Source organism: Chryseomicrobium aureum, assembly GCF_016909155.1.
GTDB lineage: Bacteria > Bacillota > Bacilli > Bacillales_A > Planococcaceae > Chryseomicrobium > Chryseomicrobium aureum.
On the sequence record NZ_JAFBFG010000001.1, the window covers coordinates 214,211 to 237,818 of the forward strand.

The 23,608-nt window shown below is 43.7% G+C and carries 23 protein-coding genes; 22 read left to right on the forward strand and 1 reads right to left on the reverse strand.

What is annotated here, in order from left to right; translation table 11 throughout:
• Positions 1-31 precede the first annotated feature (31 nt).
• From ftsZ to pyrE, 20 genes are all read left to right on the forward strand, one after another.
• Positions 32-1,183, forward strand: coding sequence for a cell division protein FtsZ (gene ftsZ, locus JOD03_RS01160; protein ID WP_204588983.1), 1,152 nt, complete (start codon positions 32-34; stop codon positions 1,181-1,183).
• 326 nt (positions 1,184-1,509) lie between these two features.
• Complete coding sequence (locus tag JOD03_RS01165; RefSeq protein WP_204588984.1) at positions 1,510-1,743, forward strand: hypothetical protein; 234 nt, start codon at positions 1,510-1,512, stop codon at positions 1,741-1,743.
• 52 nt (positions 1,744-1,795) lie between these two features.
• The gene (locus JOD03_RS01170; protein ID WP_204588985.1) at positions 1,796-2,458 is read left to right on the forward strand and encodes a YggS family pyridoxal phosphate-dependent enzyme; all 663 of its coding nucleotides are present in this window, start codon (positions 1,796-1,798) and stop codon (positions 2,456-2,458) included.
• Between the two features lie 4 nt (positions 2,459-2,462).
• Positions 2,463-2,918 (forward strand): cell division protein SepF, encoded by a 456-nt coding sequence (locus tag JOD03_RS01175; RefSeq protein WP_204588986.1) that lies wholly within the window; start codon positions 2,463-2,465, stop codon positions 2,916-2,918.
• 19 nt (positions 2,919-2,937) lie between these two features.
• Positions 2,938-3,207 carry a YggT family protein gene (locus tag JOD03_RS01180; RefSeq protein ID WP_204588987.1) on the forward strand — a complete coding sequence of 90 codons (270 nt, stop codon included), beginning with the start codon at positions 2,938-2,940 and terminating at the stop codon, positions 3,205-3,207.
• 66 nt (positions 3,208-3,273) lie between these two features.
• Positions 3,274-4,059 carry a YlmH family RNA-binding protein gene (locus JOD03_RS01185; RefSeq protein WP_204588988.1) on the forward strand — a complete coding sequence of 262 codons (786 nt, stop codon included), beginning with the start codon at positions 3,274-3,276 and terminating at the stop codon, positions 4,057-4,059.
• An 81-nt stretch (positions 4,060-4,140) separates the two neighbouring features.
• Complete coding sequence (locus tag JOD03_RS01190; protein WP_204588989.1) at positions 4,141-4,650, forward strand: DivIVA domain-containing protein; 510 nt, start codon at positions 4,141-4,143, stop codon at positions 4,648-4,650.
• A 290-nt stretch (positions 4,651-4,940) separates the two neighbouring features.
• Positions 4,941-7,694, forward strand: coding sequence for an isoleucine--tRNA ligase (gene ileS, locus JOD03_RS01195; protein ID WP_204588990.1), 2,754 nt, complete (start codon positions 4,941-4,943; stop codon positions 7,692-7,694).
• A 79-nt stretch (positions 7,695-7,773) separates the two neighbouring features.
• The gene (gene lspA / locus JOD03_RS01200; protein WP_204589368.1) at positions 7,774-8,265 is read left to right on the forward strand and encodes a signal peptidase II; all 492 of its coding nucleotides are present in this window, start codon (positions 7,774-7,776) and stop codon (positions 8,263-8,265) included.
• Complete coding sequence (locus JOD03_RS01205; protein WP_204588991.1) at positions 8,262-9,170, forward strand: RluA family pseudouridine synthase; 909 nt, start codon at positions 8,262-8,264, stop codon at positions 9,168-9,170. The genes lspA and JOD03_RS01205 overlap by 4 nt, the downstream gene beginning before the upstream one ends.
• A gap of 206 nt (positions 9,171-9,376) precedes the next feature.
• On the forward strand, positions 9,377-9,913 hold the full coding sequence (gene pyrR / locus JOD03_RS01210; protein WP_204588992.1) for a bifunctional pyr operon transcriptional regulator/uracil phosphoribosyltransferase PyrR: 537 nt from the start codon (positions 9,377-9,379) through the stop codon (positions 9,911-9,913).
• A gap of 15 nt (positions 9,914-9,928) precedes the next feature.
• Complete coding sequence (locus tag JOD03_RS01215; RefSeq protein WP_204588993.1) at positions 9,929-11,209, forward strand: solute carrier family 23 protein; 1,281 nt, start codon at positions 9,929-9,931, stop codon at positions 11,207-11,209.
• A 125-nt stretch (positions 11,210-11,334) separates the two neighbouring features.
• Complete coding sequence (locus JOD03_RS01220) at positions 11,335-12,216, forward strand: aspartate carbamoyltransferase catalytic subunit (protein WP_204588994.1); 882 nt, start codon at positions 11,335-11,337, stop codon at positions 12,214-12,216.
• The gene (locus tag JOD03_RS01225; protein WP_204588995.1) at positions 12,213-13,484 is read left to right on the forward strand and encodes a dihydroorotase; all 1,272 of its coding nucleotides are present in this window, start codon (positions 12,213-12,215) and stop codon (positions 13,482-13,484) included. Before JOD03_RS01220 ends, JOD03_RS01225 begins: the two co-directional genes overlap by 4 nt.
• The gene (locus tag JOD03_RS01230) at positions 13,481-14,569 is read left to right on the forward strand and encodes a carbamoyl phosphate synthase small subunit (RefSeq protein WP_204588996.1); all 1,089 of its coding nucleotides are present in this window, start codon (positions 13,481-13,483) and stop codon (positions 14,567-14,569) included. Before JOD03_RS01225 ends, JOD03_RS01230 begins: the two co-directional genes overlap by 4 nt.
• A complete protein-coding gene (carB, locus tag JOD03_RS01235) occupies positions 14,562-17,759 on the forward strand; it encodes a carbamoyl-phosphate synthase large subunit (protein WP_204588997.1) in 3,198 nt (1,065 codons plus the stop codon). Before JOD03_RS01230 ends, carB begins: the two co-directional genes overlap by 8 nt.
• Positions 17,756-18,523 (forward strand): dihydroorotate dehydrogenase electron transfer subunit, encoded by a 768-nt coding sequence (locus JOD03_RS01240; RefSeq protein ID WP_204588998.1) that lies wholly within the window; start codon positions 17,756-17,758, stop codon positions 18,521-18,523. The genes carB and JOD03_RS01240 overlap by 4 nt, the downstream gene beginning before the upstream one ends.
• Positions 18,520-19,431: a dihydroorotate dehydrogenase gene (locus tag JOD03_RS01245; protein ID WP_204588999.1), complete on the forward strand. Its 912-nt coding sequence runs from the start codon at positions 18,520-18,522 to the stop codon at positions 19,429-19,431. Before JOD03_RS01240 ends, JOD03_RS01245 begins: the two co-directional genes overlap by 4 nt.
• On the forward strand, positions 19,428-20,129 hold the full coding sequence (pyrF, locus tag JOD03_RS01250) for an orotidine-5'-phosphate decarboxylase (protein ID WP_204589000.1): 702 nt from the start codon (positions 19,428-19,430) through the stop codon (positions 20,127-20,129). The genes JOD03_RS01245 and pyrF overlap by 4 nt, the downstream gene beginning before the upstream one ends.
• A complete protein-coding gene (gene pyrE, locus JOD03_RS01255) occupies positions 20,126-20,743 on the forward strand; it encodes an orotate phosphoribosyltransferase (protein WP_204589001.1) in 618 nt (205 codons plus the stop codon). Before pyrF ends, pyrE begins: the two co-directional genes overlap by 4 nt.
• Positions 20,744-20,984: 241 nt before the next feature.
• On the opposite strand, the gene JOD03_RS01260 is transcribed toward pyrE, so the two are convergent.
• Entirely contained in the window at positions 20,985-22,640 is a 1,656-nt protein-coding gene (locus JOD03_RS01260; RefSeq protein ID WP_204589002.1) for an Rqc2 family fibronectin-binding protein, read from the reverse strand.
• An 85-nt stretch (positions 22,641-22,725) separates the two neighbouring features.
• Here JOD03_RS01260 and gmk point away from each other — a divergent pair, with 85 nt between their 5' ends.
• Together gmk and rpoZ are read left to right on the forward strand one after the other, a co-directional pair.
• The gene (gene gmk / locus JOD03_RS01265; protein ID WP_204589003.1) at positions 22,726-23,346 is read left to right on the forward strand and encodes a guanylate kinase; all 621 of its coding nucleotides are present in this window, start codon (positions 22,726-22,728) and stop codon (positions 23,344-23,346) included.
• Complete coding sequence (rpoZ, locus tag JOD03_RS01270; protein WP_204589004.1) at positions 23,347-23,571, forward strand: DNA-directed RNA polymerase subunit omega; 225 nt, start codon at positions 23,347-23,349, stop codon at positions 23,569-23,571. It abuts the gene before it with no gap.
• Positions 23,572-23,608 lie beyond the last annotated feature (37 nt).

Sequence of the window (23,608 nt, forward strand, 5' to 3'; positions counted from 1 at the left end):
AAACCGGCAATCTACTATAGGAGGCAATTGCATGTTACATTTTGAAACGAATGATGAATCTTTAGCAATTATCAAAGTAATTGGAGTCGGTGGCGGCGGAAACAACGCGGTTAACCGCATGATTGAACACGGTGTACAAGGTGTAGACTTTATTGCCGTGAATACAGATGCACAAGCATTAAATATGTCAAAAGCACCAGTGAAACTGCAAATTGGTGGAAAATTGACACGTGGTCTTGGTGCAGGTGCAAACCCAGAAGTCGGTCGTAAAGCTGCTGAAGAAAGCAAAGAGCAAATCGAAGAAGCACTTCGTGGAGCAGACATGGTATTCGTTACTGCTGGAATGGGTGGTGGAACGGGTACGGGTGCGGCACCTGTTATTGCTCAAATCGCAAAAGAATTAGGCGCATTAACAGTAGGTGTTGTGACACGTCCATTTACATTCGAGGGTCGCAAACGCTCAACTCAGGCCGTTGGCGGGATTTCTATGATGAAAGAAGCGGTTGATACGCTGATTGTCATTCCAAATGATCGTCTACTTGAAATCGTAGATAAAAATACACCGATGCTTGAAGCTTTCCGTGAAGCGGATAACGTTCTTCGTCAAGGTGTACAAGGTATTTCAGACTTGATTGCTGTTCCAGGACTTATCAACTTAGACTTTGCAGATGTAAAAACAATTATGTCTAATAAAGGATCTGCGTTAATGGGGATCGGGATTGCTTCTGGGGAGAACCGCGCAGCAGAAGCAGCTAAAAAAGCAATTTCAAGTCCACTTCTTGAAACGTCCATCGATGGAGCAAAAGGTGTCTTGATGAATATTACAGGTGGATCGAACTTGTCCCTATTTGAAGTGCAAGAAGCTGCAGATATCGTGGCAAGTGCTTCTGATGAGGAAGTCAACATGATTTTCGGTTCTGTAATTAATGATGATTTAGAAGACCAAATCGTTGTAACTGTGATTGCAACTGGTTTTAACGAGGAGATTCTTACACAACGTCAGCCACGTATGGCAGGCGGTGGTATGAAGCGCCCTGCAGCAACTCCTGCGCCGCAAGCAGCACCACAACGTGAAACACGTTATGAAGAAGAGCCAGTGCAAGAACGTCCGCAACAGCCTTCATTTAAGGAAGAAGACGCTTTAGACATTCCGACTTTCTTACGAAACCGTAATCGTCGATAATAAGTTTAAGGTATATACAAATCAGTACTTTTTCTTGGTTTATCCGAGAAAAAGTACTGATTTTTTTGTCGTGAAAAAGAGAGGTATTTACGCTTACTCTGACAAGTTTAGCACCATCAAGAATTTACCAACAGTCTCCGCTTTGGACAATCGGAGCCGTGATTTTTGCTATCTGTTGTCTACGAATCGGCCGCAGTACTCTGTTGTCATATCACACAAAAAAGTGCATACAGTGCTTTGCAGCATGACCTTTAACCCGTCCTTACTATGACGAGTTTTTTTGTCGTGAAAAAACGCCAGCACTCATATACTAAAGGGAGGTGATAGTGTGTATTTTTCGGATTTACAAAAAAATTACTGATCGAACAAGTTCCCGTCAACTAATTGGTTATATTCAAGATGCGATGATTAATCCGCAAACTGGGAAAATCGAAGGCTACTATGTCAGTGCTTCTTCAAAGTTCTTTCAAAAGCCTGCAGATGCGAAATTGATAGCTGTACATGAAATCTCTTCCGTTGGTTCTGATTTCATCTTTGTCAACCGTACGAGCATTGATTAAACGCTTCTAGATTGGTACAATTAACAAAACACTAAGTAAAGTTGGGTACCGTATGATACAGCAGCAACTTAAAAACATTCATTCACTAATAGAACAAGCAAAACAAACGCCTGCTCATCAAGTTGAAATCATTGCCGTGACGAAACAATTATCTGTCGAACAAACACGAATCGTTCTTGATGCTGGCCTACAGCATTTAGGTGAGAACCGACCTCAAGGTTTTTTACCAAAAGTGGAAGCGTTTGGACACGAACCAGTTTGGCACTTTATAGGCTCACTCCAGACTCGTAAAGTACGAGATGTCATTGACCATATTGATTTCTTACATTCACTTGATCGAATGAGTTTGGCGCAAGAAATCCAAAAACGTGCCACAAAACCTGTGAAATGTTTTATTCAAGTCAACGTTTCCGGTGAGGACTCGAAACATGGATTAGCGGTAAAGGATGTTCGGGACTTTATAGAACAAGTTAAACCAATGGATAAAGTTGAGCTGGTCGGCTTAATGACCATGGCACCGCTAGAAGCGAGTCGTGAAGAAATTAAACAACAGTTCCATCAATTGCGTCTGCTTCGTGATGAACTTCGAGAAAATCTTGGACCTGAATTTAAAGAGTTATCTATGGGGATGTCAGGCGATTACGAACTAGCCGTTGAAGAAGGTGCAACCTTTATCAGAATAGGAACAGCACTAGTAGGAAGTTTAAAGGAGTGAGACGATGAAAAAATGGTTCAATTCATTTTTTTTACTGGATGAAGAAGAAGAGCAAGATATGCAACAGACAAAACAAAAAGAACAACCAGCAGCACAACCGAAACAACAACCTGTGAAATCTGTGAGAGAACGTAAAATCTCAAGTGCTCCACAAACTTCACCTCAACTAGTGAGTATTCAAAATGTACAAAAATCTTCAAAAGTGATTTTAATTGAACCGCGTGTTTATGCGGAAGCGCAAGACATCTCAGAACATTTAAAAGGCAAACGGGCAGTTATTGTGAACTTGCAACGAATTGATAAGGAGCAAGGAATCAGAATCATCGACTTTTTAAGCGGAACAGTGTACGCTTTAGGTGGAGATATACAGCGTATTGGCACAGATATATTCCTGTGTGCACCAGATACCATAGAAGTAGACGGAGCTATATCTGACTACTATTATGATGAACATCAATAAGTAAGGAGAATTGCCTTTCATGTCAGTTGCATTTTTAGTTTCAATTTTATATTCAGTCATGAATATTTACCTTTTCATGATTCTTGGCTACATCATCATGTCTTGGATTCCAAGTTTACAACAGTCTGCAATCGGAAATTTTTTAGCTGCAGTTGTTGAACCATACTTGTCAATCTTCCGCCGTATCATTCCACCAATTGGAATGATTGATCTATCACCGATTATTGCAATTTTCGCTTTACAGATTGCGTTTCGAGGATTAACTCAAGTACTATACTGGATTTTCTAATAAGCAAAGATGCGCCCCACGAGCTATAAAGCCGTGGGGCGATTTTTCAATGAGGAGAGAACACCTATGGACAGCATCTTCCAGCATTTTCGAAAAGAAGAACAACCATTTATTGAAGCCATGATTAGCCTGACACGCGATGTCGAGGACCGCTATGCGCCAAAACTGACAGATTTTCTTGATCCTCGTCAACGCTTTATCGTTGAAACGCTTTATCGTCAACGAGACTTGATAGGGTTCACATTTGGTGGATTTGATGGTGCAGAAAGACAACGTATGCTCGTTGCGCCATCGTATTACGAAGCAGCACTAGAAGATGCACAAATTCAATTAGTGAAAGTATCCTATCCGATTAAATTCGTAACATTAAAACATTCCGATGTTCTCGGATCATTGATGTCGCTGGGACTTGACCGTTCAAAATTTGGTGACATCCGGTTGCAAGATGGACTTGTTCAAATTGCTGTCGCAGCTGAAATCGTTGATTACGTAAAAACAAACTTAACGTCTATTGGAAAAGTAAAAGTCCAAGTTGAAGATCTCTCTTCAGATGAAGTTGTCTTTATCGAACCGGAAACATATGTCGACGAACTACATATCGTGAGTTCCATGCGATTGGATACAGTTTTGGCGTCCGCTTGGTCGATTTCTAGACAAAAGGCCGCTGCATTTATTAAAGGTGGCAAAGTGAAAGTCAATTGGTCGGTAGTCGAAGATATCGCGTTTCAAGTGAACGAATCGGATATGGTTTCACTCCGAACATTCGGTCGTTTCCAGGTAGGATTGATTGAGGGACGTACAAAAAAAGAAAAAATTCGCTTACAACTCGCGAAGCTCGAGCAAAAAAGTTGAATTTTTATGAAATTGTACTGATTTCCTAGTCCGTGAACGGTATAATACTAGATAGCCATACTTGATAAAGGAGCTGTAAATATGCCATTAACACCTTTAGATATTAACCAAAAAGTCTTCAGCAAATCATTTCGTGGGTATAGTGAAGATGAGGTCAACGAATTTCTAGAGCAAGTAATGAAAGACTTCGAAACACTGATCCGTGAAAAGAAAGAGTTAGAAGCACAATTGAAATCTACTACAGAGCGTGTCGGTCATTTTACAACAATTGAGACGACGCTTCAAAAATCTATCGTCGTTGCTCAAGAAGCGGCTGAAGAAGTACGACGCAACTCGCAAAAAGAAGCGAAACTCATCGTCAAAGAAGCTGAGAAGAACGCAGATCGCATTTTAAACGAATCGTTAACAAAAGCGCGTAAAATCGCTCTTGAAATCGAGGAGCTAAAAAAGCAATCTAAAGTGTTTAGAAACCGCTTCAAGATGCTAGTGGAAGCGCAACTTGAGTTGATCAATACAGATGACTGGGACCACTTGATGGAAACAGATGTTGATACAACGTCGCTTGAGCGCATCACAGCTGAAGAAGTTTGACGTCTTGACGATACATACAACACTCTTTATAATTAGCACATAGAAAAAAGGCACTGACAAAGACGGCAGTTTTAAAAAGAAAACAAGCGATTCAGGGATAGTGAGAGCCTGGACGGACCTTTAAAACAATGCCTATCACTTTTGAGCCGGACTAGACAACTAGTCCCGTTCGACCACGTTACGGTCATCTAAGTGGCAGAGCAATCTGCAATTAGGGTGGTACCGCGATGATCTTCGTCCCTTTCCAAGGGGCGGAGATTTTTTGTTTGTCAAAAAAAGGAGAGATAACTATGGATTATAAATCAACGTTACGCATGCCAAAAACAGACTTCCCCATGCGTGGAGGTCTTCCAACGAAAGAACCTCAAATCCAAGAAATGTGGAAAGAAAAAGAAATCTATGCCAAAAATTTAGAGCGCACAAAAGACCGTCCAAAATTCATTTTGCACGATGGCCCTCCTTACGCGAACGGAGATTTACACATCGGTCACGCATTGAATAAAGTGTTAAAGGACATGATTGTACGTTATAAATCGATGTCTGGCTTCCAAGCGCCATATGTTCCAGGTTGGGACACGCATGGTCTACCAATTGAACAAGCGTTAACGAATAAAGGTGTAAAGCGCAAAGAAATGACAGTTGCTGAGTTCCGTAAACTCTGTGAAGAGTATGCATATGAGCAAATCAATAACCAGCGTGAGCAGTTCAAGCGTATCGGTGTGACAGGGGATTGGGATAATCCATATGTGACACTAGAGCCGAAATTTGAAGCACGACAAATCCAAGTCTTTGGTGAAATGGCGAAAAAAGGCTATATCTATAAAGGATTGAAACCCGTTTATTGGTCACCTTCATCAGAATCGGCACTTGCTGAAGCGGAAATTGAATACAAAGACAAGAAATCACCTTCAATCTATGTGAGTTTCGAAGTGACGGATGGTAAAGGCGTTTTAGATGCAGGCGTTCGCTTCATCATCTGGACGACGACACCTTGGACAATTCCTGCAAACCTCGGAATCTCTGTTCATCCTGACTTCACGTATGTACAAGTACGTGCGAACGAAAAATCATTTGTCATCGCAAAAGACTTGTTAGAAGAAGTGAGCAAAGAGCTTGGATGGGAAGCCTATGAGGTCGAGCAAACTTTCGAAGGAAAACAATTCGACCGCATTGTTGCGAAACACCCACTCTATGACCGCGAGTCACTCGTTATGCTTGGCGAACATGTGACGACTGAGTCTGGTACAGGCTGTGTTCATACAGCACCAGGACACGGGGAAGATGACTTCCACGTAGGAAAACAATATGGTTTAGACGTATTGTGTCCAGTAGACGATCGTGGTGTCATGACAGCAGAAGCTCCAGGATTTGAAGGGTTGTTCTATGACGAAGCAAATAAGCCGATTACGCAAGCTTTAGACGAAGCGGGCGCTTTAGAGAAACTAACATTCTTCACGCATTCGTATCCACATGACTGGCGTACAAAAAAACCCGTCATCTACCGTGCGACAACCCAATGGTTTGCATCTGTTGAAGCATTCCGCGGTGAGTTGTTACAAGCAATTCGTGATACTAAGTTCACACCGGCATGGGGTGAGACTCGTTTATTCAACATGATTCGTGATCGAGGCGACTGGAATATTTCTCGTCAGCGTGTATGGGGTGTTCCAATTCCAGTGTTTTACGCTGAAAACGGAGAGCCAATCATCGAAGAGCAAACAATCCAATACGTTTCAGAATTATTTAGAGAACATGGCTCTAACATCTGGTTCGAGTGGGACACAAAAGATTTATTACCAGCAGGCTACACGCATGAGGCTAGTCCAAATGGAAAGTTTACGAAAGAGCTAGATATCATGGACGTTTGGTTTGACTCTGGTTCTACACACCAAGGTGTGTTGGCAGAACGTGAAGACCTACAGTTCCCAGCAGATCTTTACTTAGAAGGGTCAGATCAATACCGTGGATGGTTTAACTCTTCATTAATCACTAGTGTGGCGATGTTTGGACATGCACCATATAAAGGACTTCTAAGCCACGGATTCGTTTTAGACGGTGAAGGGCGTAAGATGAGTAAATCGATTGGGAATGTCATCATCCCAGCGAAAGTAATGAATCAGCTAGGTGCAGATATCCTTCGTTTATGGGTAGCATCTGTTGACTACACGGCAGATGTGCGTGTATCAGATGCGATCTTGAAACAAGTATCTGAAGTGTACCGAAAAATCCGGAACACATTGCGCTTTTTACACGGAAATGTGCACGACTTTAATCCGCAAACTGACCGTGTAGCTGTTGAAAACATGCGTGAAGTAGATCAGTATATGTATGCAAAATTACAACAGATGATTCAAACAGTGATAACTTCTTATGAAAACTATGAGTTCTCGACGGTTTATCACACAATCAACAACTTCGTGTCAACAGAACTAAGTGCATTCTACTTAGATTTAGCAAAAGACGTTGTGTATATCTACGAACAAGACCATAAAGACCGCCGTGCAATGCAAACAGTGATGTACGATGCACTTGTTGCACTAGTGAAACTATTAACGCCAGTTCTTCCGCATACAACAGATGAGCTATGGGGCTATATGGACTTTGAACAGCAAGAAAGTGTTCAGTTGACAGATATGCCACAAGCACAAGAAGTGCCAGGAGCCAAGGAACTTGTTGCGAAATGGGAAAAAGTTCTCGATGTGCGTGATGATGTGTTAAAGGCACTTGAAATGGCACGTGCAGAAAAGCAAATCGGGAAGTCACTCGAAGCACACGTTCAACTATTCGTAAAAGACAGCGTGAAGGACTTGTTCATGGACGATTCCATCGATTATGCACAACTGTTCATCGTATCTGGTTTCACACTTGCTGGAACGACTGAACAAGCTCCAGACGGGGCTGTACAGCTAGATCATTCAGCTGTTGTGGTTTCTGCTGCTGAAGGTGAAAAATGTGAACGTTGCTGGACGATTTCAGAAACAGTTGGTCAACATGCAGATCATCCGACACTATGTGCTCGCTGCGCTGAAGTTGTTTCAAAGTAATACACTACCTCTCCTTGACGGGAGAGGTTTTTTCATGCATCGAGGCGACTTAAAATGTGGTACACTTAACTACATGAAAATGGAGGGTTTGACTGTGTGGATTTTTTATTTAATCGCAATCATCATCATTGGTGTTGACCAATGGACAAAATGGCTCGTCGTAAAAAATATGGAGCTTGGCGAACGTATCTCAGTTGCTGACCCATACCTTGGTCTGTTATCTCACCGTAACCGAGGAGCGGCATGGGGGATATTAGAAGGCCAAATGTGGATATTTTATATTATTACAACCATTGTTGTGATCGGAATCGTTTACTATTTTCATACGCATGCAAAAAATCAGCCATTGTTCCAACTTGGCTTGATGGTTTTATTAGGCGGCGCAATCGGGAATTTTATTGACCGACTGTTTCGTGGGGAGGTAGTGGACTTTGTTGATGTCCTCATCCCCCTCATCAACTATGACTTCCCGATATTCAATGTTGCAGATGCAGCACTTACAGTTGGGGTAGTCCTTATATTTATTTTTATCCTTTTGGATGAAAGAAAGCAGAAAAAGGTGAAGAAATGAAAGAAATCGAAGTAATCATTACAAGAGAACAAAATAGAGAGCGTTTAGATAAGCTTTTGTTGCCGGTTGAAGCTGATTGGTCTCGAACACAGATTCAAAACTTGATGAAACAAGAATTAATTTTAGTCAATGGCGAAGCTGTAAAGTCAAATTACAAGGCATCCGAAGGTGATGTTATTACCATAAAGATTCCAGACCCGGAAGTATACGAGATTGAGGCAGAAGATTTACAACTCGAAATCGTTTACGAAGATGCAGATGTTGCTGTCATCAACAAACCTAAAGGGATGGTCGTCCATCCGGCTCCAGGGCACTTGACTGGAACACTCGTTAACGGTTTAATGCACCAGATCAAGGATTTATCTGGAATCAATGGTATTATGCGTCCTGGAATCGTCCACCGTATTGACAAAGACACAAGTGGACTACTCATGGTTGCAAAAAATGACAAAGCTCACCAATCACTCGTTGATCAATTGGTAGCAAAATCCGTTACACGCAAATATACAGCACTTGTGCATGGTCATATTGCACATGACAAAGGAACAGTAGACGCACCAATTGGACGTGATACGCGAGATCGTCAGAGTATGAATGTAGTCGATAAAGGGAAGCACGCTGTGACCCACTTTGAAGTAAGAGAACGTTTTGGCGCATATACGTTAGTAGAGTGCCGATTAGAGACTGGACGTACACATCAAATCCGAGTGCACATGAAATTTATCGGGCACCCACTTGTAGGAGACCCAAAATACGGACAGAAGAAAACAATGGATATCGGTGGTCAAGCGCTTCATGCAGGAGTTTTAGGCTTTATCCATCCTAGTTCTGGCGAGTACTTGGAGTTTGAAGTGCCACTACCAGAACCATTTGAACAATTATTATCTGAATTAAAGAAAAACTAGCCATCTGTCACTTTGTAGTGTACACTGACTAAGATAACTAAATAAGGGTCCTTTAAAGACAGTCCAGAGAGGCTGAAAAGGCATACGGCTTCAAATGCACATGAAAACTGCGGTTTTCTGTCATTTGATACATTTTGCTATGCATAGTCAACCTCTTAAGCGCTGCTTAAGAGGTTTTTTTGTACCCAAAAAGGAGGAAAAACGACATGGAAAAAGCAGTTTTACTCGATGACCAAGCGATACGGCGCGCTTTAACTCGCATCGCTCATGAGATCATTGAACGCAATAAAGGAATAGATGACTGCGTACTTGTTGGAATCAAAACACGAGGTGCATTCATTGCTAAGCGACTTGCAGAGCGCATCGCAGCCATTGAAGGGAAAGACATTCAAACAGGCGAACTTGATATCACATTGTATAGAGATGACCTCACCGTGAAAACGGATGATCAACAACCGCTCGTGAAACAAGTAGATATTCAACATGATGTGACAAATAAAAAAATCATCTTAGTCGATGATGTTCTCTATACTGGCCGTACAGTTCGCGCAGCAATGGATGCCATTATGGATGTTGGTAGACCCTCTCAAATTCAGCTGGCTGTTCTTGTTGACCGAGGTCATCGTGAGCTGCCGATACGGGCAGATTATGTTGGAAAGAACATCCCCACTTCAAGTGAAGAACGCATCGTCGTTCGAATGATAGAAAGTGACCAAGAAGACCGCGTACTTATCACGGAATAGAAAAGAGGAACTACGGTGTCAAAAGAAATTGGGATTCATGAACGACCAGTACTTCACAAATGGATAGTGTTAAGCCTGCAACATATGTTTGCGATGTTTGGCGCAACAATCCTGGTGCCAAAGCTTGTGGGCCTTAGTCCAGCAATCGCACTACTGACAAGCGGAATTGCAACAATCATCTTTATTCTTGTAACACGTTTTCAAGTGCCAGCCTATCTTGGTTCTTCGTTTGCCTTCATAGCACCCATTTTACTCGCAACATCTACAGGTGGTATTGGCAGTGCGATGATTGGTGCGATGTTCGTATCCCTTGTCTATGCGCTAACGGCACTTGTTATCTGGAAAACAGGTCATCAGTGGATAATGAAAGTGTTACCACCGATTGTTGTCGGACCGGTAATTATGGTCATTGGACTCGCGCTGGCACCTGTAGCTGTGGACATGGCCATGAACATCGATACAAACGGAGATGGTCTCCGCGATACCTACAGTATGCTGCATTTTTCGGCAGCATTAGTGACACTAGCTACAGCGATTATCGTACAGCTTTTCTTCCGTGGTTTGCTTGCTCTGATGCCAGTAATTATAGGAATTATCGTAGGATACATCTATTCCGTCATCATCGGAATTGTCGACTTCACAGTAGTAAAGTCAGCAAAATTCTTTCAAGTGCCTGAATTCTTACTACCAGGGATTGATTATGAATTTACTATCACCTCTCAACTCTTGTGGATCATGGTGCCGATTTCAATCGTAACTATCTCGGAACATATTGGTCATCAGTTGGTTTTAGGGAAAATTGTCAATCGCAATTATATCGAAAATCCAGGTTTGCATCGTTCACTGATTGGAGATGGGCTCGGGACTTTTGTAAGTGCGCTGATCGGGGGACCACCAAAGACGACATACGGTGAAAATATTGGAGTCCTTGCCCTGACGCGTGTGTTTAGTGTAGCCGTAATTCTTCTCGCAGCAGTATTCGCAATCATCTTTAGCTTTTTAGGACAGTTGATGGCCGTCATTGACACAATTCCAGCACCGGTACTTGGTGGAATATCCATTCTGTTGTTTGGGATCATTGCTTCTTCTGGACTAAGAATGTTGGTGGAGAGTCAAGTAGACTTCGGCGATTCACGTAACTTAATCATTTCATCGGTCATCTTGATCATCGGAATCGGCGGAGCAATGGTGAAGTTTTCAGAGGTCTTCCATATTGAAGGAATGGCACTCGCTTCAATCGTAGGTGTACTATTGAATCTACTCTTACCAAAATCACCACCCAAAACTGAATCATAACCTTTTAATTTCATCCGAGAGGTGAGAAAGGGACGGGAAGAACCACGGGTCTGTAGACTGCGTGTCTTTCCACATACCCTTTCCCACACCGGAAAGGGTTTTTTTATAGGAAAGGGAGAGAAAACATGCGCGCATTGACATCTATCGAACACCTGACAACAGACGAACTGCTCTATCTTGTCAAACGAGCACGACAATTAAAGGCAGGAAGTCCTCCACAAGTAAAGGACGGATTGGTTGCTGCAAACTTGTTTTTTGAACCAAGTACCCGCACCAAGATGAGTTTTGAAATGGCTGAACGAAAACTCGGATTGACGGTCCTACCCTTTGAAGCGGGATTTTCAAGTGCGACAAAAGGAGAATCACTCTACGATACAGTGAAGACACTTGAGGCGATTGGTGTGGATGTGCTTGTTATCCGGCATCCAGAAAACAACTACTACGAGCCAATCATTGATCAAGTCAAACCAGTGATTATCAACGGAGGAGATGGGACAGGAAATCACCCGACCCAGAGTTTACTAGATTTGATGACAATGCTTGAGGAGTTTGAAACATTAGAAGGAAAAACGGTGACAATCGTTGGGGACCTGGCGCATAGTCGAGTCGCACGTTCAAATGTTCACGTGTTATCAAAACTTGGCGCACAAATCCAATTTGTCAGCCCGCCCGAGTGGCAGGCAGAGTTTCAAGTCTTGTTTAGCTTAGACGAGGCGATTGAAACAAGTGATGTGATCATGCTTCTTCGGGTCCAACATGAACGCCATGATGGCACACAGTCGTTCACAAAAAAACAGTATCACGAAGAATATGGTCTCACTGAAGCACGGATGGCTGCGATGAAAGACAACGCAATCGTTTTACATCCTGCACCTTTTAATAGAGGAGTCGAAATTGCTGACGCTGTGGTAGAAGGTGACAAGTCACGAATCTTTGAGCAAATGAAAAACGGTGTTTACATGCGAATGGCTATACTAGAGTTTTTATTAAAGGAGGAAGCGGAATGAAACGACTTTATACGAACTTACAACGCTTAACAGATCAGGGGGATTTGATTCCAACAGATTTGTTAATAGAAGACGGGAAGCTAGTATCCTTTAACAACAGTGGACATGTAGATGAAACAGTTGATGGAAACGGCGCACTGCTCCTTCCAGGATTGATTGATGTGCACGTCCACCTACGTGAACCAGGCGGAGAACACAAAGAAACGATTGAAACAGGGACACTAGCAGCGGCAAAAGGCGGGTTTACAACAATCTGTGCAATGCCAAACACACGCCCAGTTCCCGACACAGAAGAAACGATGAGTTCGTTGATGAATCGTATCAAAGAAACTGCGCATGTGCGTGTACTTCCATACGGATCTATCACGATTCGCGAAACGGGCAAAGAACTGACCGATGCGAAACGGTTGAAGGAATCAGGAGCTTTTGCTCTAACGGATGACGGCGTAGGTGTTCAAACCGCTGGGATGATGTATGAAGCAATGAAACAAGCAGCAAAAGAGGGAATTTCAGTCGTTGCGCACTGTGAAGACAACAGCTTATTGTTTGGTGGTGTCATGCACGAAGGTACCAAAAACAAAGAGCTCGGCCTTCCAGGCATTTTATCGGCATCTGAAGCAGTCCACATTGCACGTGACATATTGCTCGCTGAAGCGACAGGTGCACATTACCACGTTTGCCACGTCAGCACGAAAGAGTCTGTGCGCGTCATACGGGATGCAAAGCGTGCGGGAATTCACGTGACCGCTGAAGTATCACCACACCACCTTTTGCTCTGTGAAGACGATATTCCTGAAAATAATGCAGAGTGGAAAATGAATCCACCCTTGCGTGCTCATGCAGATAAATTAGCCTTGATTGAGGGTCTAGAAGACGGGACACTGGACTTCATCGCTACGGACCACGCACCACACACGGCTGAAGAGAAATCACACGGTTTTGAAAAAGCACCGTTCGGTATCGTCGGACTTGAAACCGCGTTCCCGCTTCTCTATACGCATTTTGTAGAATCAGGAAAATGGTCTTTGCAGCAACTTGTAAGTTATTTTACATCGAAGCCTGCAGAAGTGTTTGGTCTTCCGTTCGGAACACTCGAACTAGGAAAACCTGCCGAATTTACACTAATCAATTTACATGATGAAAAACAAATTGACCCGACAACATTTGTCTCGAAAAGCACAAACACACCTTTTGGTGACTGGGCATGTAAGGGCTGGCCAGTAGAAACATGGTTTGATGGAAACTGTATCTGGAGGGAAAACCAATGAAACGTTATTTGATCTTAGAAGATGGCACAGTATTTGAAGGTACGGCTTTTGGTTCACAAAACGAGAGTACAGGTGAGGTGATTTTCACAACGGGAATGACAGGGTATCAAGAATTCATCTCAGACCCGTCTAACTGTGCACAGATCTTAACACTGACGTATCCACTGATAGGTAACTACGGAATCAATCCAGAAGATTTTGAAGCGATGGCCATCACACTTGCTGGAGTCGTTGTGCGTGAATGGACAGAACAACCTTCGAACTTCCGCTCAAATCGAACGTTCGGAGAGTTAATGGAGCAACGCAATGTACCAGGAATTTCTGGTATTGATACTCGCATGCTAACAAAACTTCTTCGAACACACGGCTCACTTCGAGGAAAGTTGACAGCTGCGGGTGAACAGCCAGATGTTGAAAACGTTGTAGCGGAGTTAAATGCATGGTCTCTTCCGCACGATGAAGTATCTCGTGTGTCAACACAACGCCCATATCCAAGTCCGGGCCGCGGGTGCCGCGTTGTCATGATGGACTTTGGTATGAAGCACGGTCTACTTCGCGAATTGAATAAGCGCGATTGTGACGTAACCATCGTGCCATATACTACATCTGCTGAAGAAATTCTTGCGATGCAGCCAGACGGCGTGATGTTATCAAACGGTCCTGGAGACCCAACAGATATTCCAGAAGCTATTGAAACTGTGAGAAAACTAATTCCGGAAGTACCGATGTTTGGCGTTTGTCTCGGTCACCAACTGATCTCGCTAGCAAGCGGGGCAACAAGCTTTAAATTAAAATTTGGGCACCGCGGTGCTAACCATCCAGTAAAAGATTTGACGACAGGTCGCACGGAACTTACTTCTCAAAATCATGGCTACGCGATCGACTTAAAATCACTTGAAAATACAGACCTAGAGCTGACACATATCGCATTAAACGATCAAACGGTCGAAGGCGTTCGCCACAAGCACTACCCAGTGTACTGCGTCCAATTCCATCCAGAAGGTTCCGCAGGCCCAGAGGATTCCGTCCATTTATTTGATCAATTCATTTCACTTATGACGAAAGCGGGGAAACAACATGCCTAAACGCCACGATATCAAAACCATCTTAGTCATCGGATCCGGTCCAATTGTAATCGGACAAGCAGCAGAATTTGATTACGCAGGTACGCAAGCCTGTATCGCACTTCGTGAAGAAGGCTACCGTGTCATCTTAGTCAATTCAAACCCAGCGACCATCATGACAGACACAGAGATGGCAGATAAAGTATACATGGAGCCTTTAACTCTCGAGTTTGTATCAAGCATCATTCGCAAAGAACGTCCAGATGCCCTGCTTCCAACACTCGGAGGCCAGACAGGCTTGAACATGGCGATTGAACTCCACGCATCGGGAATTCTTGATGAATTGAATGTGGAGATTTTAGGCACCAAGCTTGATGCAATTCATCAAGCTGAAGACCGCGACTTGTTCCGAAGCTTAATGAATGAACTTGGAGAACCAGTACCGGAAAGTACGATTATTCACAACCTTGCAGAAGCACAAGCATTCGTAGCACACATCGGATATCCAGTCATTGTCCGTCCAGCGTTCACACTCGGTGGTACGGGTGGAGGAATCTGTCACAACGACCAAGAACTTGCGGAAATCGTGACAAGTGGTTTGAAGTACAGCCCTGTAACCCAGTGCCTACTTGAAAAATCAATTGCAGGATTCAAAGAAATTGAGTACGAAGTAATGCGTGATTCTGCAGATAACGCAATCGTTGTCTGCAACATGGAAAATTTTGATCCAGTCGGGATTCACACGGGTGACTCCATTGTTGTAGCCCCCACTCAAACATTGACAGACCGCGAAAATCAAATGCTTCGTAATGTGTCACTAAAAATTATTCGCGCCTTGAAAATTGAAGGGGGATGTAACGTTCAGTTAGCACTCGATCCGCACAGCTTTCAATACTACATCATTGAAGTGAATCCGCGTGTCAGTCGCTCATCGGCACTTGCATCAAAGGCAACGGGTTATCCGATTGCAAAACTTGCTGCAAAAATCGCAGTCGGTCTCACACTTGATGAGATGATGAACCCAGTAACGGGCAAGACGTTTGCATGCTTTGAGCCAGCACTCGATTATATCGTCGCCAAGATTCCACGCTGGCCGTTTGATAAGTTCGAGTCAGCAAAGCGTAACCTTGGAACACAGATGAAAGCTACAGGTGAGGTTATGTCACTTGGTCGCTCTTTTGAAGAAGCGATTTTAAAATCAATTCGTTCTTTAGAAACGGGTCACATGCATCTTGAAATGAAGCATGCAGATCGTATCACGGACGAATGGATTGTTAAACGAATCAAGCGTGCTGGAGATGAGCGTCTATTCTTCATTGGAGAAGCACTTCGCCGCGGCATGACTGTCGAAGACATTCACGAGTGGAGTCAAATCGATTTCTTCTTCTTGAATAAATTAAAAGGCATTGTTGATTTCGAAACAACAATTAAAGAGCAAATAGGCGATCTAGACGTTCTCTACCGAGCAAAACGCATGGGATTTGCAGATGTAACAATCGCAAAATTCTGGAATTGGACTGAACAACAAGTGTACGATTTACGCAAGACTGAAAAAATGTTCCCGGTCTACAAAATGGTAGATACATGTGCAGGGGAGTTTGAATCGGAAACGCCGTATTTTTACGGCACATATGAGCAACAAAACGAATCCATCCGTAGTGATAAAAAGAGCGTCATGGTGCTAGGTTCTGGTCCGATTCGCATCGGGCAAGGGGTTGAATTTGACTATGCGACGGTTCACTCTGTATGGGCTATTAAAGAAGCAGGGTATGAAGCCATTATTGTGAACAACAATCCAGAAACGGTTTCGACCGACTTCTCAATTTCCGACAAGCTTTATTTCGAACCGTTGACACTAGAAGACGTCATGCACATCGTGGAACTTGAGCAACCAGAAGGTGTCATCGTTCAGTTTGGCGGACAAACAGCCATCAATTTAGCAGCTGGCTTAGAGGCTCGAGGCGTGAAAATTCTCGGAACGAGTTTAGAAGACTTAGACCGCGCAGAGAACCGTGATAAGTTCGAAGCTCTTCTACGTGAGATCGGTATTCCACAACCGGAAGGAAAGACAGCCGTGTCTGTTGATCAAGCGCTAGCAAATGCTAGAGAAATCGGCTTCCCGGTTCTCGTTCGCCCTTCCTATGTACTCGGTGGCCGCGCGATGGAGATTGTTTACAACGAAGAGGAACTAACGCATTACATGGAGCACGCAGTTGAAGCGAGTCCGGAACATCCGGTGCTTGTCGACCGTTATCTCACAGGTACAGAGATTGAAGTCGATGCGATATCAGACGGTGATTCGGTCGTTATTCCAGGCATCATGGAACACATTGAACGTGCAGGCGTTCACTCAGGAGATTCAATAGCTGTCTATCCTCCGCAAAATTTATCAGCGCGTCATATCGAGCAACTGGTCGATTATACAACACGGTTAGCAAAAGCATTGAAAACAGTTGGGTTACTAAATATCCAATATGTCATTTCACGCGATGAAATCTACGTGCTAGAAGTGAACCCACGCGCAAGCCGAACTGTACCTTTCTTAAGTAAAATCACGGGAATCCCAATGGCAAACTTAGCAACAAAAGCTATCTTAGGAGAAAAGCTCGTCGAAATGGGGTATACACCTGGACTTGCTCCAAACCAAGAAGGCGTCTATGTAAAAGTTCCTGTCTTCAGCTTCGCAAAATTACGCCGTGTGGATACGACGCTCGGACCTGAAATGAAGTCAACAGGAGAGGTGCTCGGTAAAGATCGTACACTTGAAAAAGCATTATATAAAGGACTTGTCGCTGCTGGTCTCGAATTACAACCTTATGGGACAGTTTTGATGACTGTAGCGAATAAGGACAAGCAAGAAGCAGCAAATCTCGCAAAGCGATTCCACGCAATTGGCTTCCGCGTTTTAGCGACTGAGGGTACAGCACGTGCTTTCGAAGAACAAGGTATACCTGTACAAAGTGTCAACAAAATTGGGGATTCAGGTGAAACACTTGTTGATGTGATTCAGTCAGGAAAAGCGCAGTTCGTCGTCAACACGCTGACAAAAGGAAAACAACCTGCTCGTGACGGATTCCGTATCCGCCGTGAAGCAGTAGAAAATGGAGTACCTATTCTTACATCACTGGATACAGCAGAAGCGATTTTGCGCGTGATGGAATCGATGACATTTACAACAGAAACGATGAATCCAATGGAGGTGCGCCGATGATTCGAACCGGCTTGATGGAGGTTGTACGAAATAAAGAAATTGCAGATCGCGTATACGAGATGACGGTGATTGGACAACAGACGATTGCGATGCAAACACCTGGCCAATTCGTACACATCCGGGTTGCAGATCACGCAGAACCTCTTTTGCGCCGTCCAATCAGTATCTGTTCGATTGATCAAGACATTCTAGAGTTTACAATGATTTTTCGAGTAGATGGCAGAGGCACAGAGTTGCTTGCAGCAAAACGTTCAGGAGATACGATTGATGTGATGGGACCACTAGGAAATGGCTTTCCGGTCGTCGCGTCTCCCGAAGAGCACGCATGGCTCATTGGTGGGGGAATTGGTGTTCCTCCACTCTATGAACTTGCCAAACGATTGAAAGAGTCGGGAGTCCAGCTAACGATTATACTGGGTTTCCAATCTGAAAAAGATGTATTCTACGAACAGCGATTTAGAGAACTTGGAGACACATTTATTACGACAGTAGACGGTACGCATGGACTACCAGGGTATGTAACGGATCAAATGGCACTCTTGCAAGATGTACCGAGCATTTATTATAGCTGTGGACCACATCCGATGCTAAAAGCAGTCGAGAAGGCGCTGCCGAATATTCCGGGATTTTTATCCTACGAACAGCGCATGGGGTGCGGTATTGGTGCTTGTTTTGCTTGCGTATGCCCGACGACTGAAGGACAAGGTAGCTATGTGAAAGTCTGTTCAGACGGACCAGTATTTCAAGCGGGGGTGATTGCGTGAATTCACTTGCAATAAAATTACCAGGTCTTGATTTACGCAATCCGATCATGCCGGCATCTGGTTGTTTCGGATTTGGTCAAGAATACGCGAAGTTTTATGACCTAGCTGTTTTAGGTGCGATTATGATCAAAGCTACAACTGAAGAAAGTCGGTTCGGTAATCCGACACCCCGCGTTGCGGAGACATCTTCTGGGATGTTAAACGCTATCGGACTTCAAAATCCAGGTCTAGAGCATGTTTTAGCTCATGAATTGCCGTGGCTTGAGCAGCATGACGTGCCGATTATTGCCAATGTCGCTGGCTCCGAAGTAGAGGATTATGTAGCCGTGGCTCGAGAAATTTCAAAAGCGTCAAATGTCCATGCGCTTGAACTGAATATTTCTTGCCCGAATGTGAAATGTGGTGGAATTGCATTTGGGACGGATCCAGAGATTGCAGCATCTTTAACGCGGGCTGTAAAAGACGTTTCAGAGGTTCCAGTCTATGTGAAGCTCTCTCCAAACGTCACAAATATTGTATCGATTGCTACAGCAGTCGAAGCAGCGGGTGCGGATGGTCTGACAATGATCAACACACTTCTCGGCATGCGACTAGATGAAAAGACTGGTAAACCTATACTTGCAAATAAAACGGGAGGACTTTCTGGTCCTGCTATCAAACCTGTTGCGCTTCGAATGATTCATGAGGTGTATCCACACGTATCGATTCCAATCATTGGTATGGGCGGTGTGCAGACGACACAAGATGTTATCGACTTCTTATCGGTTGGTGCATCAGCAGTAGCAGTCGGTACCGCAAATTTTGTCGACCCATTTGTCTGCCCAACACTCATCGACGAATTGCCAGAAGCTTTACATAGTCTTGGCTACTCATCGGTCGAAGAAATTAGTGGGAGGTCCCATCGATGACAAAACCAATTGTGGCGCTCGATTTCGCAACTCAACAAGATGTTGAATCGTTTTTAGGAAGATTCAACGAACAGCTCTATGTAAAAGTCGGCATGGAATATTATCTTCAAAATGGACCAGACGTGATTCGTTCACTTAAAGAAGACGGTCATTCAATTTTTCTTGACTTAAAGTTACATGACATTCCAACAACAGTTCATAAGGCGATGAAGGGGCTAGCTACTCTTGGTGTTGATATGGTCAATGTCCACGCAGCAGGAGGTATTGCCATGATGAAGGCTGCGAAAGAGGGTTTGGCAGAAGGATCTCAGGGAGATATGGCGAAGTTGATTGCTGTTACGCAACTCACATCGACGACAGAGGGCCAAATGCAACAAGAGCAATTGATTCAAACATCACTTGAAGAATCTGTTGTGCACTATGCGACGATAACGCAACAAGCTGGCCTAGACGGTGTCGTTTGTTCTGTGCATGAAGCGAACATTCTTCGTGACACTTTAGGCGAAAGTTTTTACAAAGTCACCCCGGGTATCCGCTTAGCTGGTGGCGACCTTCATGATCAAAAGCGAATCGCTACACCAACTGATGCAAGAAAGATAGGTTCTACGCACATAGTAGTAGGTCGAGCAATTACGGCAGCTGCAGACCCAGTTGCTGTCTATCATCAAATTTTAAAAGAATGGGGTCATGAAGAATGAAGACAAAAGCGGCACAAGCTTTATTGGAAGCACGCGCAGTACAACTATCAACAGAGCCTTTGTTCACGTGGGCTTCTGGCATCCAGTCGCCAATTTATTGTGATAACCGGTTGCTGATGGGGTATCCGAAATTGCGTGAACAAGTTGCAAGTGAACTGTCTACTTTAATAGAGACCCATTTTCCTAAATGCGAAGTGGTGGCAGGTACGGCAACTGCTGGAATTCCACATGCAGCATGGGTAAGTACGAACCTTCAATTGCCGATGGTCTACGTTCGCTCAAAAGCAAAAGAGCACGGTCGAGGAAATCAAATAGAAGGGAAACTTGTGAGCGGGCAAAAAGTAGTAGTCGTCGAGGATTTGATTTCAACAGGTGGCAGTAGTATTACGGCTGTTGACGCATTAAGAAAAGAAGGAGCGGACGTCCTTGGTGTCGTCAGTATTTTCTCGTACGATTTACCAAAAGCTACTGAAGCATTTGAACAAGTAGGTGTTCCTGCTTACTCATTGACTACCCTAAACGATTTATTGATGGAAGATACTTCTTTATCAGCGGAAGACCGGACGTTTATTGAATCTTGGCATACAGAGTTGAAGAGAAATAGTTTAAAGTGAAAATCAAAGAGGCTGTGACAAAACCCAGCAAAGGGAGTTTCTCGTCATGAGAAACTCCCTTTTTGTATGTTCTATTGGGTGTAGGGGAAGCGTTCCGCGGGCGCGGGCTGAGCCTCGGTCTCAGCTTCCGCTTATAATCCCGCTGGAGTCACCCCTACACACTTTTCATTTTGTTATCTTTAACTTCATTTGTGGAATTAACTGAGTTATGTCCCTGCCTCTTTTTATTGAGTCATAGCTCTTATTTCTGCAACGACCGTACAACCTCTTGGTCAGGCGTCACAAATACTGTCTTCTGCTCAAAATAAATCACAAAGCCAGGCTTCGATCCATTTGGTTTCTTGACATGGCGAATCTCCGTGAAATCAACTGGGACAGAGGATGAGTCACGTGCTTTACTGAAATACGCAGCTAGTACCGCTGCTTCGTGAATCGTTTCTTCGGATGGCGACTCCGCGTGAATGACTACATGTGAGCCTGGTATGTCTTTCGTGTGTAGCCAAGTATCAGTCCGTTTCGCAAGCTTAAACGTCAAGAAATCATTCTGCTTATTGTTCTTACCCACAGAAATCGCCGTCCCGTCTGACGAAATATAGGCTTCAGGTTTCGGCTTACTTTCTTTTTTAGCTTTTGCTTTCGCGCGTTTCTTCAAATACCCTTGATCCATTAGCTCTTCACGAATTTCTTCAATATCAGAGGGCGATGCTTGTTCTAGTTGGCGCATCACTTCATCAAGATAAATCAACTCACTATCGGTTTTATCCATCTGTGCCCGTACCTCTTGTAAAGCTGTTTTTGCTTTCGTGTATCGATGGAAGTAATTTTGGGCATTTTGAGAGGGAGTCTTTTTTGGATTTAATGCGATGACAATGGTCCCTTGATTCTCATCGTAATAATCGATAACCGAAATCTCTTTCATCCCTTTGGTGATGGCATGCAAATTCCCCATCAACAGTTCGCCTTTTTTCTGATCTTCTTGCAGGTTCTCTGCGCGTGTTAGATCTGCTTGAAGTTTTTTCTTTTTTGTTGTCAGTTTTTTACGCTCATTTACCAACCAGCGCTCTAAGTCTCCAGCTTGTTGTTTCACACGGTCACGCTCTGCTTTTTGATAATACACACGGTCTAACAAGTGACCCAATGTCGCAGCAGGCATCCACTCTGTTTCTAAATGAAGGAGAGGGGATGCAGAAAACACGGTTTTGCCGCCAACTTCCGTACTACCGGGTTGATCGCCACCGCGCATAAAGCTCATTAAAAAGTCGTACGCGTCTTGGCCATCTCGAGAAGCGAGTTCTGTCGCATGAAGTTTCGCAACTCCTTGAAAATTTGCCATCCACTCTTCTGCACTTGCAGGTAGTTCTGCAGAGTTCGCTAAAGTAAATGGATTTTCTTTGTCTTGCTTTGGTGGATAAATATAGTCCTGTCCGGGCATCATCGTGCGATACGAATTCATCGAAGGAGGAAGGTGCTTCATCGTCTCAATGATTTTTGATGTATCACCGTTTACAAGTGTTAAGTTGCTGTGACGCCCCATAATTTCCATGATGAGAATGCGGCTAGTATCGTCTCCAATTTCATCTTTACTTCGAATCGTGAATTGAATGATCCGATCCGCTTCAATCTGCTCGACTTTTTCAATGAAGCCACCTTCGATGTGTTTACGCATCATCATACAAAAGAGCGGTGGAGTTGGAGGGTTATCAATCGATTCATACGTCAAGTGAACACGAGCATAGGAAGGATGGATTGAAAATAATAATTTATGGTTTTGGCCGCCTGCACGGATATGAAGCATCAGTTCTTGGGTGTTCGGCTGATGAACGCGCGAGATTCTTCCTGTTCTAAGCTGTTGAAGTTCTTGATTTACTGCTGCTGTAAATAATCCGTCAAATGCCATTTTAGTTCCTCTTTCAAAACGTTTTGTTCTATTCTAACATGATGTGCTATAATCAAGTAAGTATGTTGAATGTGAAGGAGTCATTATGTACAAAGAACGCGGCATCTTAATTGTTCTCTCCGGTCCCTCTGGCGTCGGTAAAGGAACGGTGCGAAAAGAGCTCTTTTCCACCCCAGAAACAAATTATGAATATTCGATTTCTATGACAACACGGAAAGCGCGCGAAGGCGAAGTAGACGGTGTTGATTATTTTTTTAAATCGAAAGAGCAGTTTGAAGAATTGATTGAACAAGGAAGACTCCTTGAATATGCCAATTATGTTGGCAATTATTACGGTACGCCTCTTGATTACGTGAATGCCACGTTAGACGCAGGTCGCGATGTGTTTTTAGAAATTGAAGTGCAGGGTGCCAAGCTCGTCCGAGAAAAAGCACCAGATGCGCTCTTTATTTTTCTAGCACCACCTAGCTTGTCGGAGCTAGAGAGTCGATTAGTCGGAAGAGGAACGGAAACGGACGATGTGATTCAAGCACGAATTGCAGCAGCACGTGAAGAACTTGCGATGATGGATTTGTACGACTATGTTGTTGAAAATGATCAAGTCGAGCGTGCATGTGATAAAATTAATGCGATTGTGACAGCTGAGCATTGTAAGCGTGAGCGTGTAGAGCAACGCTACAAGGCCATGTTGAAAGGAGAACTCTAAATGTTATATCCATCAGTGGATTCGTTAAAGAAAAAAGTTGATTCTAAGTACTCATTGGTGAGTATCGCTTCCAAGCGTGCACGCCAGATGCAAGAAGAGAAAAACATGCGTTTAGTAAAGTATGTTTCTGATAAAAACGTTGGCAAAGCACTTGAGGAAATCGCTACAGGCGTATTAATCAATGAAGTCGCCGACCAAAATGTAGTATACGAAGACGAAGTATAAAACCTACCTCCCAAAGATTGTCTTTGGGAGGTCATTC

Excerpts from the sequence above, each read along its gene's own strand:
- ftsZ (WP_204588983.1), top strand. The coding sequence starts at position 32 with ATGTTACATTTTGAAACGAATGATGAATCTTTAGCAATTATCAAAGTA.
- JOD03_RS01170 (WP_204588985.1), top strand. The coding sequence starts at position 1,796 with ATGATACAGCAGCAACTTAAAAACATTCATTCACTAATAGAACAAGCA.
- JOD03_RS01175 (WP_204588986.1), top strand. The coding sequence starts at position 2,463 with ATGAAAAAATGGTTCAATTCATTTTTTTTACTGGATGAAGAAGAAGAG.
- JOD03_RS01180 (WP_204588987.1), top strand. The coding sequence starts at position 2,938 with ATGTCAGTTGCATTTTTAGTTTCAATTTTATATTCAGTCATGAATATT.
- JOD03_RS01185 (WP_204588988.1), top strand. The coding sequence starts at position 3,274 with ATGGACAGCATCTTCCAGCATTTTCGAAAAGAAGAACAACCATTTATT.
- JOD03_RS01190 (WP_204588989.1), top strand. The coding sequence starts at position 4,141 with ATGCCATTAACACCTTTAGATATTAACCAAAAAGTCTTCAGCAAATCA.
- ileS (WP_204588990.1), top strand. The coding sequence starts at position 4,941 with ATGGATTATAAATCAACGTTACGCATGCCAAAAACAGACTTCCCCATG.
- lspA (WP_204589368.1), top strand. The coding sequence starts at position 7,774 with ATGGAGGGTTTGACTGTGTGGATTTTTTATTTAATCGCAATCATCATC.
- JOD03_RS01205 (WP_204588991.1), top strand. The coding sequence starts at position 8,262 with ATGAAAGAAATCGAAGTAATCATTACAAGAGAACAAAATAGAGAGCGT.
- pyrR (WP_204588992.1), top strand. The coding sequence starts at position 9,377 with ATGGAAAAAGCAGTTTTACTCGATGACCAAGCGATACGGCGCGCTTTA.
- JOD03_RS01220 (WP_204588994.1), top strand. The coding sequence starts at position 11,335 with ATGCGCGCATTGACATCTATCGAACACCTGACAACAGACGAACTGCTC.
- JOD03_RS01225 (WP_204588995.1), top strand. The coding sequence starts at position 12,213 with ATGAAACGACTTTATACGAACTTACAACGCTTAACAGATCAGGGGGAT.
- JOD03_RS01230 (WP_204588996.1), top strand. The coding sequence starts at position 13,481 with ATGAAACGTTATTTGATCTTAGAAGATGGCACAGTATTTGAAGGTACG.
- carB (WP_204588997.1), top strand. The coding sequence starts at position 14,562 with ATGCCTAAACGCCACGATATCAAAACCATCTTAGTCATCGGATCCGGT.
- JOD03_RS01240 (WP_204588998.1), top strand. The coding sequence starts at position 17,756 with ATGATTCGAACCGGCTTGATGGAGGTTGTACGAAATAAAGAAATTGCA.
- pyrF (WP_204589000.1), top strand. The coding sequence starts at position 19,428 with ATGACAAAACCAATTGTGGCGCTCGATTTCGCAACTCAACAAGATGTT.
- pyrE (WP_204589001.1), top strand. The coding sequence starts at position 20,126 with ATGAAGACAAAAGCGGCACAAGCTTTATTGGAAGCACGCGCAGTACAA.
- JOD03_RS01260 (WP_204589002.1), bottom strand. The coding sequence starts at position 22,640 with ATGGCATTTGACGGATTATTTACAGCAGCAGTAAATCAAGAACTTCAA.
- gmk (WP_204589003.1), top strand. The coding sequence starts at position 22,726 with ATGTACAAAGAACGCGGCATCTTAATTGTTCTCTCCGGTCCCTCTGGC.
- rpoZ (WP_204589004.1), top strand. The coding sequence starts at position 23,347 with ATGTTATATCCATCAGTGGATTCGTTAAAGAAAAAAGTTGATTCTAAG.